At 68.9% G+C, this 20,985-nt stretch carries 17 protein-coding genes; 10 read left to right on the top strand and 7 right to left on the bottom strand.

Translation table 11 applies throughout. The annotated features are described in order from the left end of the window. Positions 1 to 1,649: 1,649 nt before the first annotated feature. Complete coding sequence (locus ACFYR3_RS36435) at positions 1,650 to 1,922, top strand: helix-turn-helix transcriptional regulator (protein WP_355852527.1); 273 nt, start codon at positions 1,650 to 1,652, stop codon at positions 1,920 to 1,922. 83 nt (positions 1,923 to 2,005) lie between these two features. On the opposite strand, the gene ACFYR3_RS36430 is transcribed toward ACFYR3_RS36435, so the two are convergent. The 3 genes from ACFYR3_RS36430 to ACFYR3_RS36420 all read right to left on the bottom strand — a co-directional run bounded on the left by ACFYR3_RS36430 (position 2,006) and on the right by ACFYR3_RS36420 (position 7,812). Beyond that, the gene (locus ACFYR3_RS36430) at positions 2,006 to 4,705 is read right to left on the bottom strand and encodes a S8 family serine peptidase (RefSeq protein WP_389286259.1); all 2,700 of its coding nucleotides are present in this window, start codon (positions 4,703 to 4,705) and stop codon (positions 2,006 to 2,008) included. A gap of 186 nt (positions 4,706 to 4,891) precedes the next feature. Continuing rightward, entirely contained in the window at positions 4,892 to 5,671 is a 780-nt protein-coding gene (locus ACFYR3_RS36425; protein ID WP_355852533.1) for a hypothetical protein, read from the bottom strand. Further along, positions 5,668 to 7,812, bottom strand: a complete 2,145-nt coding sequence (locus ACFYR3_RS36420) for an AMP-binding protein (protein WP_389286257.1) — start codon at positions 7,810 to 7,812, stop codon at positions 5,668 to 5,670. Before ACFYR3_RS36420 ends, ACFYR3_RS36425 begins: the two co-directional genes overlap by 4 nt. Positions 7,813 to 8,028: 216 nt before the next feature. On the opposite strand from ACFYR3_RS36420, the gene tyrS reads away from it, so the two are divergent. From tyrS to ACFYR3_RS36400, 4 genes are all read left to right on the top strand, one after another. After that, positions 8,029 to 9,060 carry a tyrosine--tRNA ligase gene (gene tyrS, locus ACFYR3_RS36415; protein ID WP_355852539.1) on the top strand — a complete coding sequence of 344 codons (1,032 nt, stop codon included), beginning with the start codon at positions 8,029 to 8,031 and terminating at the stop codon, positions 9,058 to 9,060. A 19-nt stretch (positions 9,061 to 9,079) separates the two neighbouring features. Next, positions 9,080 to 10,321: an ATP-grasp domain-containing protein gene (locus ACFYR3_RS36410; protein ID WP_355852542.1), complete on the top strand. Its 1,242-nt coding sequence runs from the start codon at positions 9,080 to 9,082 to the stop codon at positions 10,319 to 10,321. Between the two features lie 348 nt (positions 10,322 to 10,669). Beyond that, entirely contained in the window at positions 10,670 to 11,179 is a 510-nt protein-coding gene (locus tag ACFYR3_RS36405) for a MaoC family dehydratase (protein WP_389286255.1), read from the top strand. A 451-nt stretch (positions 11,180 to 11,630) separates the two neighbouring features. Then, positions 11,631 to 11,813 (top strand): hypothetical protein, encoded by a 183-nt coding sequence (locus tag ACFYR3_RS36400; protein WP_389286253.1) that lies wholly within the window; start codon positions 11,631 to 11,633, stop codon positions 11,811 to 11,813. 163 nt (positions 11,814 to 11,976) lie between these two features. Here ACFYR3_RS36400 and ACFYR3_RS36395 read toward each other — a convergent pair whose 3' ends face one another. Next, the gene (locus ACFYR3_RS36395; protein WP_389286251.1) at positions 11,977 to 12,474 is read right to left on the bottom strand and encodes a hypothetical protein; all 498 of its coding nucleotides are present in this window, start codon (positions 12,472 to 12,474) and stop codon (positions 11,977 to 11,979) included. Positions 12,475 to 12,845: 371 nt separating this feature from the next. Beyond that, the gene (locus tag ACFYR3_RS36390) at positions 12,846 to 13,880 is read right to left on the bottom strand and encodes a LuxR C-terminal-related transcriptional regulator (protein WP_355852554.1); all 1,035 of its coding nucleotides are present in this window, start codon (positions 13,878 to 13,880) and stop codon (positions 12,846 to 12,848) included. A 564-nt stretch (positions 13,881 to 14,444) separates the two neighbouring features. On the opposite strand from ACFYR3_RS36390, the gene ACFYR3_RS36385 reads away from it, so the two are divergent. The 5 genes from ACFYR3_RS36385 to ACFYR3_RS36365 all read left to right on the top strand — a co-directional run bounded on the left by ACFYR3_RS36385 (position 14,445) and on the right by ACFYR3_RS36365 (position 19,485). Then, positions 14,445 to 15,305: a ParB/RepB/Spo0J family partition protein gene (locus ACFYR3_RS36385; protein WP_355852557.1), complete on the top strand. Its 861-nt coding sequence runs from the start codon at positions 14,445 to 14,447 to the stop codon at positions 15,303 to 15,305. A 202-nt stretch (positions 15,306 to 15,507) separates the two neighbouring features. Further along, complete coding sequence (locus ACFYR3_RS36380; RefSeq protein ID WP_355852559.1) at positions 15,508 to 16,977, top strand: pyridoxal phosphate-dependent aminotransferase; 1,470 nt, start codon at positions 15,508 to 15,510, stop codon at positions 16,975 to 16,977. Next, on the top strand, positions 16,974 to 17,483 hold the full coding sequence (locus ACFYR3_RS36375; protein ID WP_355852562.1) for a hypothetical protein: 510 nt from the start codon (positions 16,974 to 16,976) through the stop codon (positions 17,481 to 17,483). Before ACFYR3_RS36380 ends, ACFYR3_RS36375 begins: the two co-directional genes overlap by 4 nt. Positions 17,484 to 17,647: 164 nt before the next feature. Then, the gene (locus ACFYR3_RS36370; protein ID WP_355852565.1) at positions 17,648 to 17,908 is read left to right on the top strand and encodes a phosphopantetheine-binding protein; all 261 of its coding nucleotides are present in this window, start codon (positions 17,648 to 17,650) and stop codon (positions 17,906 to 17,908) included. After that, positions 17,905 to 19,485: a class I adenylate-forming enzyme family protein gene (locus ACFYR3_RS36365; protein ID WP_389286248.1), complete on the top strand. Its 1,581-nt coding sequence runs from the start codon at positions 17,905 to 17,907 to the stop codon at positions 19,483 to 19,485. Before ACFYR3_RS36370 ends, ACFYR3_RS36365 begins: the two co-directional genes overlap by 4 nt. Before the next feature lie 92 nt (positions 19,486 to 19,577). Here the strand turns inward: ACFYR3_RS36365 and ACFYR3_RS36360 are convergent, their stop codons facing one another. Both ACFYR3_RS36360 and ACFYR3_RS36355 read right to left on the bottom strand, forming a co-directional pair. Continuing rightward, a complete protein-coding gene (locus ACFYR3_RS36360) occupies positions 19,578 to 20,198 on the bottom strand; it encodes a Type 1 glutamine amidotransferase-like domain-containing protein (protein ID WP_389286246.1) in 621 nt (206 codons plus the stop codon). Positions 20,199 to 20,243: 45 nt separating this feature from the next. Then, positions 20,244 to 20,879: an HAD hydrolase-like protein gene (locus tag ACFYR3_RS36355; protein WP_355852574.1), complete on the bottom strand. Its 636-nt coding sequence runs from the start codon at positions 20,877 to 20,879 to the stop codon at positions 20,244 to 20,246. Between the last annotated feature and the right edge of the window lie 106 nt (positions 20,880 to 20,985).

Raw genomic sequence — 20,985 nt, 5'->3', positions numbered from 1 at the left:
GCGAGATCCTCGGCGACGCCGGGCGAGAGGTCCTTCGGCGCGGATGCGGGCTGCTGTGGGCTGGAGGACGTGAGTCCATTATGGCGGCGGGAGTGGGGGTGCGGGGCGGGATGTGGGGGCTGGCGTCAGGAGCGAGCGGGGCGGATCCCTCGGGGTGATCTGGTTGCCGCCGCCTTTCCCGCCCCGAGCGGGACGGACTGTCGGCCCTGACGCTCGTTTGACGCTCTGGGCATCCGCAGGCAGGACAGCGGGCCGAGAAGAAGGCCCTCACCTGGCCTTTTCCGAGACAGTCTCAGGCCGACACCTTTCCGATGACGCATCACGTGGAGTGCGTGGCGATTCTGGAGCCGGTGAAGAAGGACGCCTGACCTGCGGTTTTGTGCGTGCGTGAACTGTGTGGTGTGGGCGTTACGGGTTATATCGTGACGCTCATTCGACGTACGTCCATCCTGGGGGCATGACTCAGGCCGAGCCCTTGGTGGCACCGCAAAGCCTGCCGAGGATCACGGCGGTGACGTGACGCGACATTTTTGACTACTTGCGCGGCGAGGGCGGCCCCCCCCTGCGGACGGCTTGACGAGATCGACTTCTTGGAGGGTCTGTACGACCTGGACGGGCCGGCGTCGACGGACTCCGGTTCACGACGGCGCGTGGCGACATGGTCCGGCACCGGGTCAACAACCCGTTGGACCGGCCGGACGATTGGGTTGCCCTGTGCGGCGTCGTCGGCCTCCACCCGTACCGCACGCGGTGTCATCGGCGTGCACGGTGATGATGACGTGCAGGACTCGCACTCGGGCACCGGCCGTTCGAGCCGGTGCCCCGGCCAGCCGTATGGAGAACTTGCGGGTCGGAGTTGGAGCGAGGGCGCCGAAGCGGAGGCGAGTGCGACTGGCACTCCAGCCAGGCCTGGGCCTGGCGGACGACCTTCCGTTGGCCAGGTTCGCCGAGGCCGTCATCGGTCGATCCACAGCGGCCGACGACAGCATGCCCGACGTCGGGTTCCACCTCGTCTGCGTCGGCCATGCGAGAGACGATCCCATTTTGGACCGACATCGTCGTCGGCCAGCCGCGGGACGCGGTCCCAGGTGATGGGTTCGGCCGGCTTGTCGGCGGGGCCCTTGGGCCGCTTCGGTCCGCCGTCGGGCAGCGCTCCTTTCGCGGCCGGCCCGAAGCGGTAGTTCGCTGTGGACGGTCTCACCTTCGCGGCGTCCGCCGGGCGGCCGCCACGCCCTCCGCGCCGGACGGCCCGACCACCGCCGCAGGCGCGTGACGCCTGCGCGTCAGGTCCGAGGTGGCCGAGGTCGACCGTCTGCTCCTGGGCACCCGAACCGAGAGCCCTGGCGGCACTCGCCGCGGTCACTTCGGCACTGTGCCGCGAACAGAACCGTTTTGCCCGGTATGTTGCCGGGTCCTCCTGGTGTCAGGCACTTAGCTGACGTGGCTTCACCCTGGTGAGCGGCACCGTTTTTCCCGCACGCTGGTACCGGACGTGGGCCACGTACGGACCACGCGTTCCCCGCCACCAGGAGAACTTGTCACCCGTCGGGGCGCCACCGCGCGTCTTGGACAACTCCTGGGACGGCCGGCCGCGCCGGCGCAGTGGCCCCCCGCGGCCGGGCCCGTACGCCTACTCACCAGGGGCTGTCATGTCTTTGCAGATACTCGTCCAACCGTCCTTCACCCCCAGGGAACGCGAAGTCCTCGCCCGGCTGTGCCTGGGGGAGACCTACCGGGCCATCGCGCGGAGTCTGGGCATCAGTACGCACACCGTGGACACGCATATCAGGCGGGTCAGGAGCAAGGCGGGCGTCACCAACCGTTCGCAACTGGTAAGCCTCTCCGTCGAGTTGGGCCTCTTCCAGCCAAAGCCGATGGGATTGCGCGCGGCGGGTGATGAGGTGAGCCCGCAGACGTCCTGACAACCGCGATGCGCACCGCGCGAACGGGCACAGCCCGGGCGCCTGTTCACCCGCGCGTCGCGGAAGCCGTCAACAAACCACCGCTAGCAGCCGCGCTGGTTTCCCGCCTTCGCATGGAGGTCGACGGTGCCGGTGAACGGCCGGCTGAGTTCGGTGCCGTCAACCGGGTTGACGACTACCAGGGTGATCAGCCAGGTGCCAGGGGCCGAAGTGGTCGTGGACACCGATACACCGGCCGCGGTAAGGGGCGGATCGTCGCCCGTAGGGGAGATCGCGTTACGTCCGGTGCCGGCCGTGGTGCCGCTCGGTGCGGTCAGGACGGCCCGCACGACTACGTGGGGATTGTCGTCGAACAGCACGTCGACGCTCAGTTCTCGGCAGCCCTTCGGTACACGGAAAGAGTAGGTGAGAGTCTGCTCGGGCGAGCCCGGCCGAGCGTTGCCGCCGGAGATGCTTCCGGAGAACATGCCGGTGCCGCCATCTATGTGGACCAGGGTGCGCATGACGACCGGCACGCTGGTGGTACGGCCATCGGAGGACGTGAGGATGACCGACCGGGTGCTGTCACCGCTGGAGGTCGACATGGTCATCCGTACCGGCAGGGTCTTGTGCTGCCCCGGCGCGAGTGTGACGGCCCGCGGGGTCGCCGTCGTGGCGGACACCGCCTTCTGGAACGAGGTCTCCAGCCGGACCGGCCCGGTGAAACCGCTGTCGCCAGCGGGAGTGTAGAGAATCGCCTTCCACGTGCCGGCGGCCGGGTGCGGGATGTCCAAGGTGCCGAAGTTGGGCGAGGTCTGCCCGCCCTGCGGTCGGGTAACGGCCTCCAGCGTTCCCGCCGGGTCCAGCAACGTCATGCGGACGATCCGCACGGTCGTCACACTGCCGAGCGTGCGCACGCCTCCGGTCCAGGCAAGGGACGCCGTCAACCGGTCCGTTCCGGCCGGGACGCTGAACGTCACGTCGTGGTGTACCCAGGTGGCGCCGGTGGTGCCGTAGGTGAAGGCAGGGTCCGTCTCGGAGTTCAGCGGTACGTTCCGACGGGACGAGCCCAGGGGAGCGAAGGCGCGGGTGCCCACCTCGACGGTCTGTGATCGGCTGCTGGTGTTGGTCACGTCGATGTCCGTGGTGCGGGACGAGCCCGGGGCGCCGGTGATCTTTACCTGCCCGCTCATGACGGCGACGGGGGAGCTGTCGTGGGCCGGGGCCCGATAGCCGCGGGCCGCCTCGACGGCGGCGCGGACGTCGAGCAGACCGGCGCCTTGCTCCTGCGCGGGCAGGCCGAGGTCGGCGGCGGTACCGGTGAGGAACGCCTTCACCAGGGACGGCGTCGGCGAGGCTCCCCTGTGGCTGTCCCGGTACGCCTCGACCACATCGGCGGCAGCGCCGGCCACCAACGGCGCCGCCTGACTGGTGCCGCCGAAGACCTGGATCGGGCTGCTCTTCCCTTTGTAGTCGAGACATCCGGTGTACAGGTGCGCGTCGAGACCGCACAGCGCCCAGCCCGCCTCCCCGGGGGCCACCAGATCGACGGTCCGCCCGCCGCGGGTGATGCCGCCGGAGGAGATCGCGGAGATCCGGTTGTCGGACCAACCGCCGTTGGAGAGCTGCGAGGCGGCGTAACCGGTCTGCAGGTGGGCCCGGTTGCCGGACGAGGCTCCGACGGAGATGACACCGGAATCGTCGGCCAGCGTGCTGATGGTGCCGTTCCCGCCTGCGTCACCGCTGGAGACCGTGATGGTCACGCCGGCCGCGGCGGCCTGATCGTTGAAGAGGGATACGGCCTCGGACGCGCCGTTGTCGGCCGTCGTGTCGATGCCGAAGGACTCGTTGAGCACGTCGACGTGCGCCACCGTGACCGCGTAGTCGATCGACCGCAGGATCGCCGTATTGGTGAAGGACCGGACCCCGGCGGCCTTCAGCGCCACCAGCGAAGCCCCAGGAGCAATGCCCTGAACACGGATGGTGCAGCCGGCAGGAAGCGCATGGCCGGGATTGACGAACTGTGACAGGTCGTAGCTCTGCCGTCCCTGCGCGACCATGGCGGAGGCGTCGCCGAAAGCCTCGACCGCACCGCTCGGCGCGTCCCAGCCGTCACCGGAGAAGTCCTTGTGGTCGACGATCGCGTGTGACCCGTCCGACCGGACGAAGTCCGGATGGACGGGGTCGAGGCCGTCCGCGATGTACGCGATCCTGACGCCCTTGCCTGTCGCGATCCTGTCCGCACCGGGAGTGTCGGGGGTGCTCACGGAGTGCGTCAGAGCAAGCGCCTCGGGCTCCAGCAGCGGCCGTGATGGATCGCTCGGGCAGACGGACCCATTGCCCGGACCGCCGTGTGCGGCCCTGCCGTCGGCGTCGGTCGGGGCGGCCGTCAGCAACCGGTTCCCGGCTCGGACCGGATCGCCCGACCACGTCGAGGACTCCGCGACCGTCCGGTCAGGTACCACCGAAGCGACGGCCGGGTTCGCGGCCAGCGCGTCCCGGACCGCCGGACTCACGGTCGCCGAAAAGGCGTTGCCGACCACGAAGCCCCTGATGTCTGCCCCGCCTGCGTCCTTGACCTCGGCCATCAGGGGGGCCTGGGCGGAGGCGACCTGCCGCTTGCGCTCGGCCAGGTGTTCCGAGTCGGCCGGTACGTCCGGTAGTTGATCCCTGAGGACCACGACGACCGGGGCGGGTGCGTCACCGCCGGCAGCCGCGAAGAGCCGCACCAGGGGAGTCAGCATGATGAGAGCGGCGGCGGCGGCGACGGCTGCTGTCGACCGCGGTACCTGTCGGCGGATCATCGCACTCCTCGTCTGGCGCCGCTCGGGCATCCTGTCCGAGCGGCGCGGGGCTTCGCGTACGACCGGGCAGCCAGCGGTCTGCCGTCAGGGTCGGGGCCACGCCGGCCGGAGGATTCATGCGCTCGGCCCCGTCATTCCGGGGCCCGGCGCCGTGACGGCCGTAGCGGCAGGTCGCCGGCTCGGCGATCAGGTCGTGGTGCGGACGCGGTCGACTGGCTCGTCGGGCAGCTCCGCGCAGCTGGCCGCATCCGATTTGTCCTCGGCCAGGAAGATGGTCTGCGCCATCATGCGGTAGCGGCTCATGCTCTCCCTGAACGTCTCGATCGACTCCTCCGGATGCACCGAGTCGATGACCGCGTGCGGACCGATGGCGTTGAACTGGTGGGAGGTGCCGCGCGGAATCTGCATGTCCACCCACGAGTTCTCCGGCACGACGAGGTTGTAGCGCCGCCGGGTGACCCCCGGCGGCGTGCCGGGCATGTCGTCCTCGAACGTCGGGGGAGTGAAGAGGGTGATGCCGGGGACGCCGCCGACGATGAACGGGGAGAGACTGGACACCCGGATCCGGGTGCCGGGTCCGGTCATCATGCGCACGAACCGAAGGCCGGTGTGCAAGTGCATCCGGGAACAGATGTCCCGTTCCTCGACGTCGTAGAAGTCCATCAGGTAGCGATCCGCCACATAACCGTCGAATGGGGAGGCGAGCATGTACACGTCGCCTTCCTCGAAGGTCTGGGCGCGGACTATGCCGTCCTCGTCGGGTGTCGTCGCCTCCGGAGTCTTGTGCGCCTGCCGCACGATCCTGGCCAGTTCGTCCACCACGGCGAACGCCACGGCCGGCGGGAACGTTGCGACCGGTGTCACCCGGTTTTGGTCCGGGTCGCGGAATCCGACGACGTCATGCACCTCGTTCTCGTCGTCGGGCTGGTATTTCATGGTGGCGTTGTCGTCCATCGCGGTGTTCACTGTTGAGTCTTCCTCATAGTTCGAAGATCTTCGCTGTGGCCCCACACCACTCCGCCAAGGTCGTATCGGCCCGCGCGCAGGGCGGAGAAGCCCAGTGCGGTGAAGCCGGCCTCGTCGAAGAGCCGCAGCCAGGCGGCCCTGGTGAGGAACCCGCCGTTGTCCCACCAGCCGTCGAAGGCGCAGAACAGGAAGTCCAGTGCCCAGGGGCCACCGGCCACGGGGCCGGAGCCCTCGCCCAGCACCAGCCGCCCGCCGGGGGCAAGCAGTGAGTGCAAGCGCCGCAGTGCAGCGGGCTTGTCGGCTGCGCAGTGCACGGCATTGGTGGCGAACACGGTGTCGAAGCGGGCGGTCAGGGACGCGGGTGGCTCACGGTCGAAGTCGAAGACATGGCCGGTTCCGGGCCACTGGCCGCGCCCCACGAGATCGGGTTCGCGGTCGGACCAGTGGAACTCTCCGTCCACCTCGCGCGCTACCAGCCGGGTGGTGTTGCCCACGCCGGTGCCGACCTCCAGCACCCGTCCGTCGAGCAGGCCGCCCGCGCGCAGAGTCCAGGCTGTCAACTCGGCGTAGGAGCCCATGGGCCACTCGCACATGAGCCGTCTCCACAGACCGGGGCGAGAACGCATCAGGGCGGCGCCGTCCATGCTTCCGTCGGCAAGCGCGGGCCAGGCGTCGACCAGTGCGTCGAGGGCGTCGTGAGCGGCAACGCGTGGTCCGTCCGCCTTCTCCGGCGGCAATGCGGCGGTGGCTTGTGCCTGCTTGAGTATGCGGTCGGCGCGATCACACGCCGGAGGATGAGGACTGTCCAGGAGCCGGAGCGCGGCTTCGCGGGCGTAGCCGAGCAGAGCTCTGTAGCGGTGCGCGCTCTCGTGACCCGCCGCCAGGGTCCGTCCCATGGCGAGTCGCTGCGGCTTACCGGTGGACGTCGTGCGAAAGCCCCGCGTCGCGACCACAGTGGGGCGCAGGACCGGGAGGGCGTCCAGACGGAACAGCTGGTCAAGTGTGCCGCCGTCGAGCACCGCGCCGATCTCCTGCCCCAGCGTGTCCTGCCGGACCGGGACGGCGGCGTACACGCCGGGCACACCCGCTTCTCGCCATTGGCGTTCGATGTCCGTCGGGAAGTGTTTCTCGCCACCGCGGTTGACGACCTCCTTACGCCGACCGCGCAGTACGAGCAGACCGTCGCGCAGTTCGCCCAGATCGCCCGTGCGCAGCCAGCCCTCCGGCGTGATCGTTTCGGCCGTCCCGGCGGGGTCCTCCCAGTAGCCGGACATGCGGTCGGCCGTGCGGATCCACACCTCGCCGTCCACGAGGGAGAGTTCGGTTCCCGGAAGCGGCACACCGACCGGCGGGGTGGCGTCGATGTACTCGCGGGCGAAGCCCGCCGCGTCGAGACCGGGCGTGACGAAGCTGAAGTTCACCGCCTCGCTCAGACCGTACCCCTGGCGCAGCCGAGGCCCGTAGACGCCGGCGAAACGTGCCGCGAGCTCACTGGTGAGCGGTGCGGCGGCGGTGATCAGGTAGTCGAGGGATTCGGGCCACGGCGGCGGATCCTCAAGCAGTTCGTGGAGCATCGCGGGGACGATGGACGCCGTCCGCGCGCCGCCTTCGGCGAGGCCGGCGAAATACTCGTACGGCTGGAAACGTGGGCAGAGGATCAGCGGAGCGTCGGTGACGAGCGTGCCCATCAGCGACATCATCAGGGCGTTGACGTGGAAGAGCGGCAGGCACGTGCCGTGGGGCCGCTCCGGACCGAAGCCGTGCAGGGCGGCGACCCGGCGGGCGTTTCCCAGCACCGCCCGGCGGGAGAGCCGTACACCTTTGGGGCGGCCGGTGGAGCCCGATGTGAAGATCACGAACGCGAGACCGTCGGCCTCGGGGTGACCGGGGTCGCCGTCGAGCTCTCGTACCTTCAGCAGGCTCCCGTCGTCCTCGATCACGAGCGACGCCGACGTGCGGCGGGCGGCCTCGGCAACGTCCGTGTCCTGCGTCCGCGGGTGCAGAGGGACCGTCACCAGGGAGCGGTCGAAGCATTTTTTGAGGATCGCCGCAAGTCGCGGCCCGCTGGGCATCCGTACGACGACGCGCGACCAGGGTGGCAGCCCGGTCAGTTCTTCGGGCGAACCGGGCTCAGCAGTCATGGTCCGCTGCACCCTTTCCACCTCCCTCACTCCCTTGCCGGCCGGGGTGGCTCCCCGCCGTTCGCGGCCCACTATGCGTAGTCGGTTCCGGCACTGTCCATGACGGCAAAAGACCCCGGTGAACACGGTGTTCGAGTGGATTCCGGTACACAGTCGAACGGATGGTCGGCGTCGCGCCGCAGCTGCTTGAATGCCGACGACATTTGGGAGGGGACGATGTCCGAGCTGAACCGTTCCACGGCGCGTGTGCTCGCGATACTGCGGAGCGGCGGGAACGTGCGGGAGCTGTTGGCGTTGACCACGGAGCGCCGGAGGCTGAACCTTTCCGACCTGGCGCCCGAAGCGCAGGCGGCGCTCCTGGCCGAGCGTACGGACGCGGTGCGGCCGTCGACGGCCGCACTGGCCGAGCGGATCGCCGCCGCTGCGGCCGACCGGAGGCCGCTCGTGGTCAAGTTCACCGTGGAACCGTTCGGTGCGGAGTTCCACCTCGGCAACGTGGTGCCACTGCTGGTGCTGGACCGTCTGCGCCGTATGGGACACCAAGTGGTCATCGTCCTCGGCACCGTGACGGCGAAGGCGGGCGACGCGTCGGGCGGGACCGCGTACACGCTCCCCGCGACAGACGAGGAAATCCGCGCCAACTTCGCCGCCTATCGTGAACAGACAGCCGCGTTCGTCGACTTCGACACTGTGCGAGTGCTGCGCAACGAGGACTGGCTCACACGTGTGAGCCTGCCGCGCCTGCTGGCCCTGACCGCGCGAGTGCCGACGTCACTGTGGCGCCACGAAACCCCGACGACCGTCGCACAGATGCTGTACGCGGTGACGAAGGCGCTGGACTCGCTGGAGATCAGGGCCGACGTGGAGGTCGGCGGCAGGTACCTGACCGACGCCATGGCCGTCTGCCGCCACGTCATGGCGGCCGAGGACACCGAACCGGAGATCACCCTGTCCACCCCGCTCATCGAAGGTCTCGACGGCAACGGCACGCTGATGAGCGCGGCCCGCGGCAACCACGTTCCGTTGTCGGCCTCCGCTCACGACATGTTCACGCGGCTCTCCACCGCCCCCCACCACCTCGTCCTGCCCTATCTGCGTGGCTTGACGGAGTGGCGGGATGCCGAGATCGACGCCGCCCGGCGCGAACTCACTCCGGAGGCGCTGCGGTCTCTGGCGGCAGCCGATATCACTGCCGCGCTGCACGGATACGAGGCGGCGCTCGAAGAGTGGGAGTTCACCGCCGTATGACCATGGAAGGAATAGCCCGATGAAGGTTCTCATGCTGCGTCACAACCTGCACCAGCTGGTCTTGGAGCAGGCAGACGAGGTCTACGCGGTTCTGGACCGGTCCGCGGGCTGCCGCGCGCTTCCGCCGGAGACGCTGAGCCGGTTCGCGCGCGTGTACTGGATCTCCTCCTACGACTCGCTCGAAGAACTGAGCGCGGTGGCGGGCGATCTGCTCACCCGCGACACCGGTATCGACCGGGTGGTCAGTTTCGCAGAGTTCACTCAGTACGCCGCCGGCTACCTGGCACACCTCCTCGGACTGAAACACTTCTCCCCGGCACTCGCACTCGCCACCCGCGACAAGCGCGTGACGAAGACCTTGGCCGCACTGGCCGGACTGCCGGTCGCACGCTGGTACTCGATCCCCGACCTCACCGACGCTCCCGATCCGGCCGAGATCGAAGAGGCCGTGGGCTTCCCGCTCGTCCTCAAGCCCGCCGGCGGCTGGGGAACTCTCTCCACCGTCAAGGTGGAAGGACGGTCGGAGCTGGCCGATGTCCTGGCCGACTACGCGACCGAGACCGAACTCGTCTCCCGACAGGCGATCGTCGAGGAGTTCATCGATGGCGAGGAGTTCCACGTCGACGCCGTGTGGCGTGACGGCGAACCCTGGATGTTCCACATCAGCCGGTACTTCTCACCGCGGCTGCGCGCCTGGGCACGACACACACCGCACGGTTCGGTGCTGCTCGCCGAGCAGGACCACCCGGTGCTGTACGACCAGGTGAGGCAGTTGCACGTCCAGCTGAACAAGGCGCTCGGCCTGGAGCGGGGCGCGACTCACCTGGAGGTCTTCCAGGAGCACGGTTCAGGCCGACTGCTCGTCTCGGAGATCGCCTCACGAGTGGGTGGAGCGAACGTGTCCGACGTCGTGGCGGCACGTCAGGGGGTGCACGGCGGCGTGGTGGCGCTGCACGAACTGCTGGACGGCGACCTGGCCGCGCTGGCGTTCACCGACGGCGCTTTCGCGTCGGTCGGCTGTTTGTGCCTGGTACCGGAACGCTCCGGCACCATTGCCGCGCTACCGAGCCGCGAGGCGCTGCTCCTCCATCCGAACGTCGTCGACGCCGCCGTGTACCGGAAGGCGGGCGACGCCGTGGAGGTGTCCCATCCGTCCGCCTGGTGCGGTTTGCTGGTGATCGGGGCCGATTCGGAGGACGAACTCCTCGCGGTCGTCGAGGATTTGACGTCGGCCTATCGGATAGAGATGGTCCAGGCCTGACTCCGCCGGTGATCCTGGTGTGTTCGGGTGCGGCGGCATGAACGACGGGCCCACTCGGGGCGGTTTCGAAGACCGCTCAAGAAGTCGAGGTGCTCGTTGTCCGTCCACTCCGCGCCGGCGGGAACGTTCCGTCCTCGAGCGCGCAGGTTGCGCGGGCGAGTAATCCGGGCGGTACGGCGGCGATGCGGGTGAGGGACCGGCTGAACGGTCTGCGGCGTGACGATCGCCCGAGTCTCTCGCCTGCCCGACCGGCCACCGTCTGCGCGTCGCGGTTCCTGCCCGACCGGCAGGTACCACCACTCGGCAACAGAGCCACTGGTGGTGCCGGTCGCGGCTATCCTGCCCCCAATGACGACCATCACCACAACGCTGAGCGACACGGATTTCGACGCCCCCATACAGGACCGTTACTTCGAGGACTACGTCCCGGGCTCGGTGTACGCCTTCGGCACGCTGACGATCACCCAGCGGCAAATCCTGTGCTTCGCCGGGGAGTTCGACCCACAGAGCATCCACACAGAACCGGAGGCCGCCGGGAACGGCCCCTTCGAAGGGCTGATAGCCAGCGGGCTGCACACCGCCGGTGTCATGATGCGCCTGTACGTCGACCACTACCTCAGCAAGGTGGCGAGTCTCGCCTCCCCCGGCGCCGATCGGCTGCGCTGGATCCGTCCGGTGCGCCCCCGGGACAGCCTCTCGATCCGTACAACGATCGAGAAGGCCCGCGTCTCTTGCTCCAGACCGGACCGCGGAATCGTGCACACCGCCGTGGAGGTGCTCAACCAGCACGACGAGCCCGTCCTGACCCTGACGATGATCAATATCTTGCTGCGTCGCGCGCGCCAGAGCCGGAGATAGACGGTTCCGAGCTCGACCCGGCGGTGTCCTTCCTGTCCCGCGTGCCCAGGCCTCACCGACTGTGTGTCCGGCGTGCGGGACGCTTTCGGCACGGGTGTACAGCCGGAGCCGGCATGCACGTCGAGTCGCGGGCAACTCGGCCGACGGGCGCCCGGTACTGATTGGGTCACCGGCGCCGACGAATCCACCGCCGAATGACACGAGTGTCTCTCCGTTCTTGACCCCCACGGATCTTCCGGCCGGATCGCATTGCGAACACGTTTTCATTGAGGCTTAAAATGTGCCGCAACTTGGTGTTTGCTGATGGTTTTCCGCTTGTCGCTTTGCTGCCAAACACCTTGGTGAAGCACTCATCCCGTCGCCATGAGACCTCCGAGCGATCAGTCTGTACTTCGTCCGAAGCCGCCACCGTGCCGTCCGGTGGCACGTACGAAGCGCAGGAGAAACCATCATGAAGCGTCTATTCCGTACCCAGCGCGTCCGGTACTGCGCGGTGGTCACCGCTTTGTTCGCCGTGAGCCTTCTGGCCGGCGTCCAATGCGACAGCTACAGCTCCACACGCTCGGAGCACGTCAGGACCGAGGCGGTATGTGCGACGGAACTGCACTGCGACGACACGTCCTGGGGCGGCTGACCCGCACCGAGGCCGTCGGCCGATCACACGTCTCAACTCGGCGTGGGCCGCTCGTCCTCGGCCGGTTCGGGCCGGGCTCGCATCGACACCAGGTCGGCCGTGCCGATGCGAGCCGGCGCCATGCCCGTCGTTGGGTCCCGTATCAGCCGTGCATGTCACACCTTCATGACCAGGTGCCGCGATTGCCGAGCGTCAGCTCCATGATCAGCGCGAAGCGGTGCTGACCGGACACCACACAGTTGAAGCCGGCCGGAATGTACAGCACTTCGCCCACCAGTAAGCGGTGTCTGATTTGGCCCATCTCTTCGGGCCGGTCGATGCTGCGCGGCGAGAGCTGCACCTCGACGACACCCTTCAGCAGCACGGCGAAGGTGTCCGTCGTGATGTGTCGTTCCTCGTCGACGTGCCTGGCCGGGACCGTGCGGTACCCGACATCGACATGCCGGTTCACCAGTTCCCCGAAGTCGCGCGCGAGTAGATGGACGGTCTCTCCCGCGGAGGACTCGGTCCCCTCGTGTGCGGCTACGAGGGCCTGCACCACCGAGGCCTCACCCTGGGGCCACACGACCGCGGCGCTGCGACCGCCGTGGGTGCGGAAGGACCACTCAATATCTTCGAGGAAGCCTGCCAGGTCGGGGCGAAAGTCTGCTCCTGCGTCCATGCACTGTCCTTAGGCGGTCCCGGATGCGCGGAGGCACTGCGTCGGCCTGCTCAAGGGCAGTACTCCGTGAGGTGGTGGGGGAGTGGGTCCGGCTGACGGGTCGCTCTCCCGTTGGTGGTACCTGATCGAAGTCGTCGCCGCAGCGGTTGTTCCGCCGCACGGCGTCTCTCGTGTCCGCGGGAAACACGAGAGCGCGGACCGCTCGTGCGCACGCACCGGCACCTTTCCCCGACAGAGACACCGGATCGCGTTCGGGGTCGGTGTCGCGCGACACGGGAGACGGTTTCGTCCGAACCGTCAGGTGCCGTGGTGGCTGGACACCTTCAGTCGCCACCACGGCGACTCTCCTGCAGAGCGGAGGGGTGCGCAAGTCACGTGTTTTCGCTACCGGATTCGGGTGACCGATGGGTCAGCTGCGCCTTCGCCGCGAGCACCCCGGCTTGAAAGCGGCTTTCGGCGCCCAGGGTTTCCATGATGTCGGCGATGTGCCGACGGGCCGTCCGAAGCGACATTCCCAGACGACGGGCGATCGACTCGTCCTTGAGACCGGCGGCCAGCAGGTCCACGATGGTCTGGTGGATCTCCTTCGCGACGCGCTCCAGGCCGTCCTGAGCGGCGTCCGAAAAGGGGGTGGACCGAACCCAGGACTGCTCGAACAGCTCGTAGAGGTAGCTCACGGTGGTGGGCTCCCTGATGGCGACCGCTCCCCAACTCCCGTTCTGCTCGGGCAGGAAGGCGAGGCTCCGGTCGTAGATGATCAAGCGGCCGAACAGTTCGTGCGAGGTACGGTACTCCGCGCCGAGGGATGCCGCGGCAGCGACGTACGCCTGGCTCGGGCCGTTGAATCGAGCGGTGTGGTGATAGAGGGTGCGCATCCTCACTCCGCGCGAGAGAAGCGCTTGATCGCGGCCAAGGGCTTCTTCCATCGCCTCGGGGCTTCGGCCGCTGCCGCCGGGTTGGCTGCTGACGACCTCCTCCTGGCACTCGGCTGACGCCCGGTTCAAGGCCGCCCGTACCTCCTGCAGCGTGGGAATCACCTCGGCCCCGGAGTCCTTGTTGCCGGGCCTGCGGCTGAGGAAGCGGGCACGCAGCCGGTCGATGCTGCCTTGTATCCGGTTCAGTTCCTCCGTCTGACGACTGATCGAATCACGTAAGAGTGCTGTCAAGACGCCGGCCACCGCATCGGGGTCCACCGCTCTGACCTCACCGGGGGCCGAGTGGACGGCTCGGATCAAACCGAGATCGGCCAACCGCTCCAGTGCCGCAGCGACCCGCTCGGGCGAAAGGCCGAGTTCGGAAGCCGCCTGGTCAGCACGACCGCCGCTGTCAACAATCCATCCGTACAGGAAGATGTCGTCTTCCTCGATGGGGGAAGCACTCGGCGGCGGTCCTTTCATTTCGCTCATTCGTCCAGTATGCGTGCGGTCCCACGGAGATCAACTGGCCCCCGTGCAGGGGCGCCCCGACACCGCGTGACGTTGCTTACGCACGCGGGTACGTGGGGCTCCCGCGCTCGCGGAGCGCAAGGCTGTGGTCGTGTCGGCTCCGCCGCAACCGTCGCCGCCGACAGGCCCGCGCCGGTCGGCCCTGTGCCCCTCGCGCACGACCTGGTAGCGATTCCTCGTGACTTCCCGAAACCGCGGAACACCGGAAGGCTTTCAAGGCGTGGAAGAACCGGTTCCGGCTTGTCCGCAGGGGGACCTCGACTGCTTCCCACTCCCCGGCCGCGGTCCCCCGCGGTCGGCGCCGGGCCGGTCGGTGACGACTGCTCGGCCGGCATGGTGACGGATCGTGAGAGGAGACGGTGCGTGAAGGAAATGCTGGTTACCCCTGCCGAAAGTGCGGCGGTCGCTCAAGCGGAGTGTGCCGTGAACACGGCCGGGTCGGCACCGACGGAGCCGGAGCACACTCCGGTGGTGCGGGTGCCTCTGCAGTCGCTCCGGGAGGGAGACTCCCCACGGGTGGCGGGAGTGAGCGCAGAGCATGTCCGGATGCTGGCGGACCAGGAGGGGGAGTTGCCTCCGATCACGGTGCACCGGTCGACGATGAGGGTGATCGACGGAGCGCACCGGGTGCTGGCGGCGAAACTGCGCGGGGAGTCCGACATCGCGGTGCGTTTCTTCGAAGGAGACGCCGGCGCGGCTTTCGTGCTCGCGGTGCGGCGCAACGTCAGCCACGGCTTGCCCCTGACTCTCGCGGAACGGACAGCGGCGGCGGCGCGGATCGTTCAGACGCATCCGGAGTGGTCCGATCGGACGATCGCTTCCGTGGCCGCGATATCGCCGAAGCTGGTGGTCTCCGTACGGCTCCGCGCGGGGGCGGCCGGGTCGCCGTCGGCGCGGGTGGGCCGGGACGGACGGGTGCGGCCGGTGGATGTGACACCGGGGCGGCGTCGCGCCGCGGAGCTGATGCGGGAAAGCCCGGCGATGCCGCTGCGGGAGGTGTGCAGGCTGGCGGGAATCTCACTGGGTACGGCCAGTGACGTGCGGCAGCGCATCGGCCGCGGAGAGGATCCCGTCCCGCCGTCCCGCCGTCCCGATGCCACCGTGGCTGCTTCGCCCCCGAGGCCGACAGCACCGAAGCGGGGCCTCGAACCGGATGTGATCCTGGAACAGCTGCGCCGGGACCCGTCGCTGCGGCTGAGTGAGATCGGCCGACTGCTGCTGCGCCTGCTCAACATGAACGCGGTGGCACCTTCGCAGTGGGAGACCTTCGCCGACTCCGTGCCGTCGTACCGCCGGGACGTCGTCGTGCATCTGGCCGGCCAATGGGCCCTGCAGTGGCAGGAGTTTGCCGCGTTGCTCGAACAGCGGCAGCTACTCGAACCATGACCGTGACACCGACAACCGCCTACCTACAACGACCTGAGCATCGGCGTCAGGTGTGGAGCCTTCTGTGATCACCCCGACCTATACCGTTTTGTCCCCGGCCGTTCCAGCCCCTCCGGCACTGTTCTCGCCGCTGTCCGCGTCGTTTCCGCCTCGCCCTCCGTCACCGGTCCCGCCCCCGGTCCGGGGGGCGGTCAACGGTGCTTTGCCCGGTCTCGACCCCGGGCCCGACGAACGGTGGCTGGAGGTGTACCGGCGGGCAGCCGATCCCGGCGATCCCCGGCAGCTGCGGGACCTGTTCCTCGGCCGGGTCGAGGCCGAGGTCGGCAGGCCGGGGCATCGCGAGGAGGCGGTCGCCCGCTGGCGCGCATCGGCACCCCGACGGGACATCACCGTGGAGGAGGTGCTCTCCTCCCGGGCCACCTCGACCTTGGTGAAGGAACTCTTCAACCACTACTTCCGCGACGACCTCTACGGCGACCTGCGTCCGAGCGCCGACATCATCCTGTCCGGAGGCGCGGTGGACGAGGAGAGCTGGGGCCTGCCCCGAGTACTCAAGGACTGTCTGTCGTACGCCCTGCTGCGCGATTGGTACGGCTACTCCGACTCGTGCGGTCGCACCAGCGCCCGCGAGGCCGTCGCGGGATACGAGACTGCGCGGCTGCCGCCCGGCGTCTCCTACGGGCCGCGGAACGTGGCTCTGACCATGGGCGCGACTTCCGCGATCAGCGGCCTGGCAGATCTCGTGCTGCGCGGTGCCACGGCCCCCGCCATCTGCGCGATACCCAACTACCCGCCCCTGGTCGAGTCCGTGGCCCGCCGTGGCGAGATCCGTCTCGTGCCGTTGCCCTCGACCGATGGCTTCGCGTCCGCACAGCCGTTGATCGACGCCCTGCGTGCCGATACGCCTCTCGTACTCCTGCAGTCCGCGGCCAATCCGACCGGCGCCCTGCTGCCCGAGTCCGAAATCACGCGTCTGGTCGAAGCGGCGTCCCCCTCCACCATCATCCTGCTCGACGAATGTCATGAGTGGCTCGGCGAAACCTACCCGTACTCCTCGGCGCGGGCCGCCCGCAATGTGGTGAGAGTCAGCAGCCTGTCGAAGAACTGGTCCGCGCCCGGCCTCAAGGTCGGATGGCTGCTCGCGGACGACGCCTTCATCGACGAGTACTACGAATACGCCTCCACCACCTCGGGCAGCCCTCCCTCGGTGTTCTACACCCTGATCGAGGTCCTCGCCCGCATGGAACGCTGGTCGCATTGCGGCGTGGAGGAACTCGGCCCCGCCGAGCTGGCGGAGTTCGAACCGCACTACGGCATCGGGATCGACGCCCTCCAGAGGGCCTTCCACAGCTACCGCGCCGAGCGACGTGCTCGCGAGCGTTCGCTGCTGAGGCAGCGCGACGCTTTCACGGCGAGCCTCGCACACTCCGGCATCCCGGTGCTGCCTCCCCGTGCCTCCATCAATCTCGCCGCCCGCTTCGATGGCTTCGCCGACTCCTACACGTGTTTCCGGACGTTGCTGCGTGAGACGGGTGTGTCCGTCTTCCCCGGAGCCCTCACCTTCTGCCTCGCCGGTCCCGTCGTCCGTTTCACCACGGCCCAGCCGTGGGACCAGCTCACTACGGCGCTGAGCCGGCTCACCGGACGCGAGTACCAGGAGGCCGTACTGTGACGGCCCAATGGGTGGAGGCCACCGAGCCCGATGAGGTCCACGACCTGCTCCTCGCGTCCGACCGGCACGTAGCGGCCCGGTACGGGCTGCCCGTGCCACAGCGCGATCGGCGCAGCACGCGGCAACTCGTCAGCGAGCGCCGTACACACCTGCTGCGGGTCGACGGCGCCGCGGTAGCCGTCTTCGCGCTCACCCCGACGCCGGCCTTCGACGTCGATCTCGCGATCTTCCCGCCCGCCGCCCGCCCCGCCTATCTGCGGCGCCTGGCCGTTCGGCCCGAACGGCTCGACGACGGCGAACTGTACGGGCCCGCGTGTGTGCGCCGGGCCATGGAAGTGGCCGCCGCGCACGGTGCGGATGCCCTGCGCGCCGAGACCAACCCGGACCTCGCCGGAATCGTCCGCCTCCTGGAGGCCTTCGGGTTCGAGCAGTACGGCCCCGTGCGTACCGAGGGGTGGATGCGCCGGATCTGCCTTGCCTGCGATCTCCGCTCGTTCGCCCGGTGACGGCTCCGCCGATCCCCGTCGGAGAGCCGTCACCGCATCCGGCGCGAGCAGGTGCCGCGGTGCCGGGCGCCACGTCCGGCGTCCACCTCGGAGAGCGGGGCGGACCCGCTGCCTCGGGCCTGCCGGGCAGCACACCCCATCACCAAAAGGAGAAGCCGATCGCCATGGACGCACTCACCGCCGCCGTCGACAGTCTGGTCACCGGTATTGCCGGCGACCGGCGCACGCCGGGCATCGACACCGTGGACCTGGCCCTCTCCGACCGGGGAGTCGATTCGATGGGGGTGGTGGCGTTGATCGCCGCGGTGGAAAGGGAGTTCGGAGTCCTCTTCCCCGCCGAGATGTTGAACCGGCGGACCTTCGTGACCGTGGCGACCGTCGCGGCGGCCGTCCGCAGCCTGCTCGACCCGGCAGGCGGACAATGACCGCGGACGTGGACGCCGTCCACCGCTACCGGGGCATCCCCTACGAGCGGGATCTGGGCCGGTACCCGACGATGCCGGCCGCGCTGGCCGACCAGGCGCGTATCCGCCCCGGCGCTCCCTACCTGACCGTCGTGTCCGCCGACGGGACGGAGTCGACACTGAGCTACGGCGAACTCGACGCCGCGAGCGAGGCCTGCGCACGCTGGCTGCGGACCGAGCTCGCGGTGAGTCCCGGAGACGTCGTCGGGATGGTGCCCCTGAACGACCTGCACTCCGTCATCGCGCTGTTCGGAGTGCTGCGGGCCGGCGCCTCCTGCCAGATGCTGGGGCCCACGGACCCGGCCGAGCGGATGCGCAGCCAGCTGGGGTCGCAGGGGGGCAGCGTGGTGTTGTGCACTCCTGGCGTCGACTGCCCGCTCCAAGAGGCCTTCACCGTCCCGGACTTCACGCGGAGTCCCGCCGACGCCACCCCTGCCGAACCTCATGCGTCCATCGATCCCGCGTCCGCGGCGGTGCTGTTCGCGACCTCGGGCTCCACCGCGGCATCGAAGATCGTTGTGCAGTCCCATCGCAATTTGGCCGTCAACGCGGAGGCCTTCCGCCGCCACCACCGTCTCGGCCCGCAGGAGCGTGTGCTCGGCTTTCTGCCGATTCACCATGCCAATGGCGTCAACACCACGCTCTTCGCGCCACTCAACGCGGGCGCCCAGGCTGTTCTGGCCGCGCATTTCGACCCGTTCGAGTATCCCGATCTGTTCCGTCGGTACCGCCCGCGGATCGCCAGCGCCGTTCCGAGTGTGCTGGAGGCGCTGCTGGAAACCTGGCGCAGGCCGGCACTGCATCCGGATTTCGGCTACTTCCTCACGGCCGCGGCACCGCTCGGCGTGTCCACCGCGCGCCGCGTCGCCGACGGGCTCGGCGCGCGGATCGTCCAAGGTTACGGGCTGACGGAGACGACGAACTTCTCCACCACCCTCCCCGTGGACCTGTCCGGGGACGAGTACCGAAGCATCATGCTGGAGACGGACACCCCGCCGGTCGGTACCGCGGTGTTCGGCACCGAAGTCGCTGTCTTCGACGAGGAGGGGACACCGTGCCGGGCGGGTGAGACCGGGGAGATACGTATGCGTGGCCACAGTGTGATGGAGGGCTACGGCGGCAGTCCCGAGGCCACGGCCGAGGCATTCCGTGGCGGCTGGTTCCGCTCCGGCGACCTGGGACACCGATTCGATCCCGGCAGCGGAACCGGCCCGCTGCTGGTCATCACCGGTCGGCTCAAGAACATCGCCAAGGTGCGGGGCGAGGCCGTCCCCCTGGAGGAGATGGAACGTGTGCTGTGTGCACTGGATTACGTCCGCGACGCCGGGTGCGTGCCCGTACCGCACCGCTTCGACGGGGAGCGGATCACGGTGGCCGTGGTGACCGGACCAGGACGTATCGGCGAGATCATGGAGCACTTGCGGACCAAATTCCCGCCGCTGGCCTTGCCTCACCACATCGTGCGGGTGCCGGCGGTGCCGCGCACCGCGACGGGCAAGATCCTCCGTCCGCGCCTGCGGCACCAGCTCGGACTGTGAAGCTCCGTGCGCCCAGCAGGTGCGTACGGCGGGTGCGCACGGAGCATGTCAGCAGCGGAGCATGTCAGAGGCCCGCGCCCGGGGCACCGGCGTCAGGAGACGACACGTGTTCCCTCGTCGTCCATCACGATGGCCTCGCCGTCACGCAGGGCGACAAACGGGATGTGGTGGTCGATGAAATACGTGACGGTGCGGTCGATCTCCTCCGACTCGGGGTGGTCCGACCGGTAGTGCGGGGCCATGGCGTAGGGCAGCACGCCCAGCCCGTCCCACAGCGTCGGAGTGTCGGGGTACCCGTCCGGGATGAACGACGGGTCATCGATCCCGAGCAGGCAGATCCCCGCGCTGTAACCGGCGTACACGAAGGCGTCCTCGGCGAGCAGCGCGGGCAGCAGGCGGTCCGCCCCGCTGGCGGCGAGAGCACGGCGCAGCACGAACACGCTGCCACCACGGACATACAGCAGGTCCAAACCGCGGAGGGTCGCTTCCAGTCCCGCGGAGTCCATGAAGTAGTCCCGCAGGTCGACCTCTTCCGGCTCAAGACCGAGATCCGCGAGCTCCCGCATCTCGAACTCCAGTGATGTGGCACGTCGTTCGGGAGTGCGGAAATCGTAGGCGTTGAGAATGACACCGGCCCGCCCGCCCCGCTGGAGCAGACGCGACAATTCGGTCCGGCGCGGCCCGAGACCGGCGGACGACAGATACAACCGCATGGTCGTGACGCTAGCAGGGGGTTCGGGAGTTCATGTCGCCTCCGGTCAGGGCGAGTTGTCGGTTCGATCGCGGAGCGATCGCGGTCGAACGCTGTCCAGCCAGCGCGGGAACGCGGTCAGGGACGGCAACACGGCGTCTCCGGTGGCCAGATCCGCAGCGCTGTGACGGCCGGTCGTCACGCCAACTGCCAGAACGCCGGCAGCGTGCGCCGCGTTCATATCGGCAGGGTGGTCCCCGACATAGACGAACGCGCCGTGTTCCCGCAGGACTTCGGCCTTCGCCGGTCCCCACACCGAGCCGACGACAGTGTCGACACCGAGCCGCGCATGGGCGAGATGCGCCCTCGCCGTACGCTCGCTCTGTCCGGTGACCACCATGACCGCGCCGTGCCGACGGCGTACTGCCCGGATCGCCGCGTGCGCTCCGGGCAGCGTTTGCGCGTGCCTGGGTCCTTCCTGGACGTAGCGGTCGCGGTAGGCGTGGGCGAGCCGGCGTGCGTCCGCCGGCGGGAGCTGCGCGCCGAGCAGCACCTCCAGCGCCGGGCCGAGGCCCGCGACGACCGCCCCCACGTCGACCGGCAGGAGCAGGCTCCGGGACACCGATGCGAGGACCGCGGCGACCGCCGGGGTGCTGTCCACCAGCGTGAGGTCGAGGTCGAAACAGACGAGGGGAGGGGACACCGGCTGACGGTAGCGCGGTTGCCGGTGTTCAGAGCGCTGATTGCCGGCCCGTACGGCGGTCCGGATACTCGACGTCGTCGTCGAATGGAGATGTCATGGTTGCGTC

The organism is Streptomyces sp. NPDC005784 (assembly GCF_042871525.1).
GTDB lineage: Bacteria > Actinomycetota > Actinomycetes > Streptomycetales > Streptomycetaceae > Streptomyces.
The sequence above is the reverse complement of the archived record's forward strand: the minus strand, read 5'-3'. Positions and strand labels throughout refer to the sequence as shown.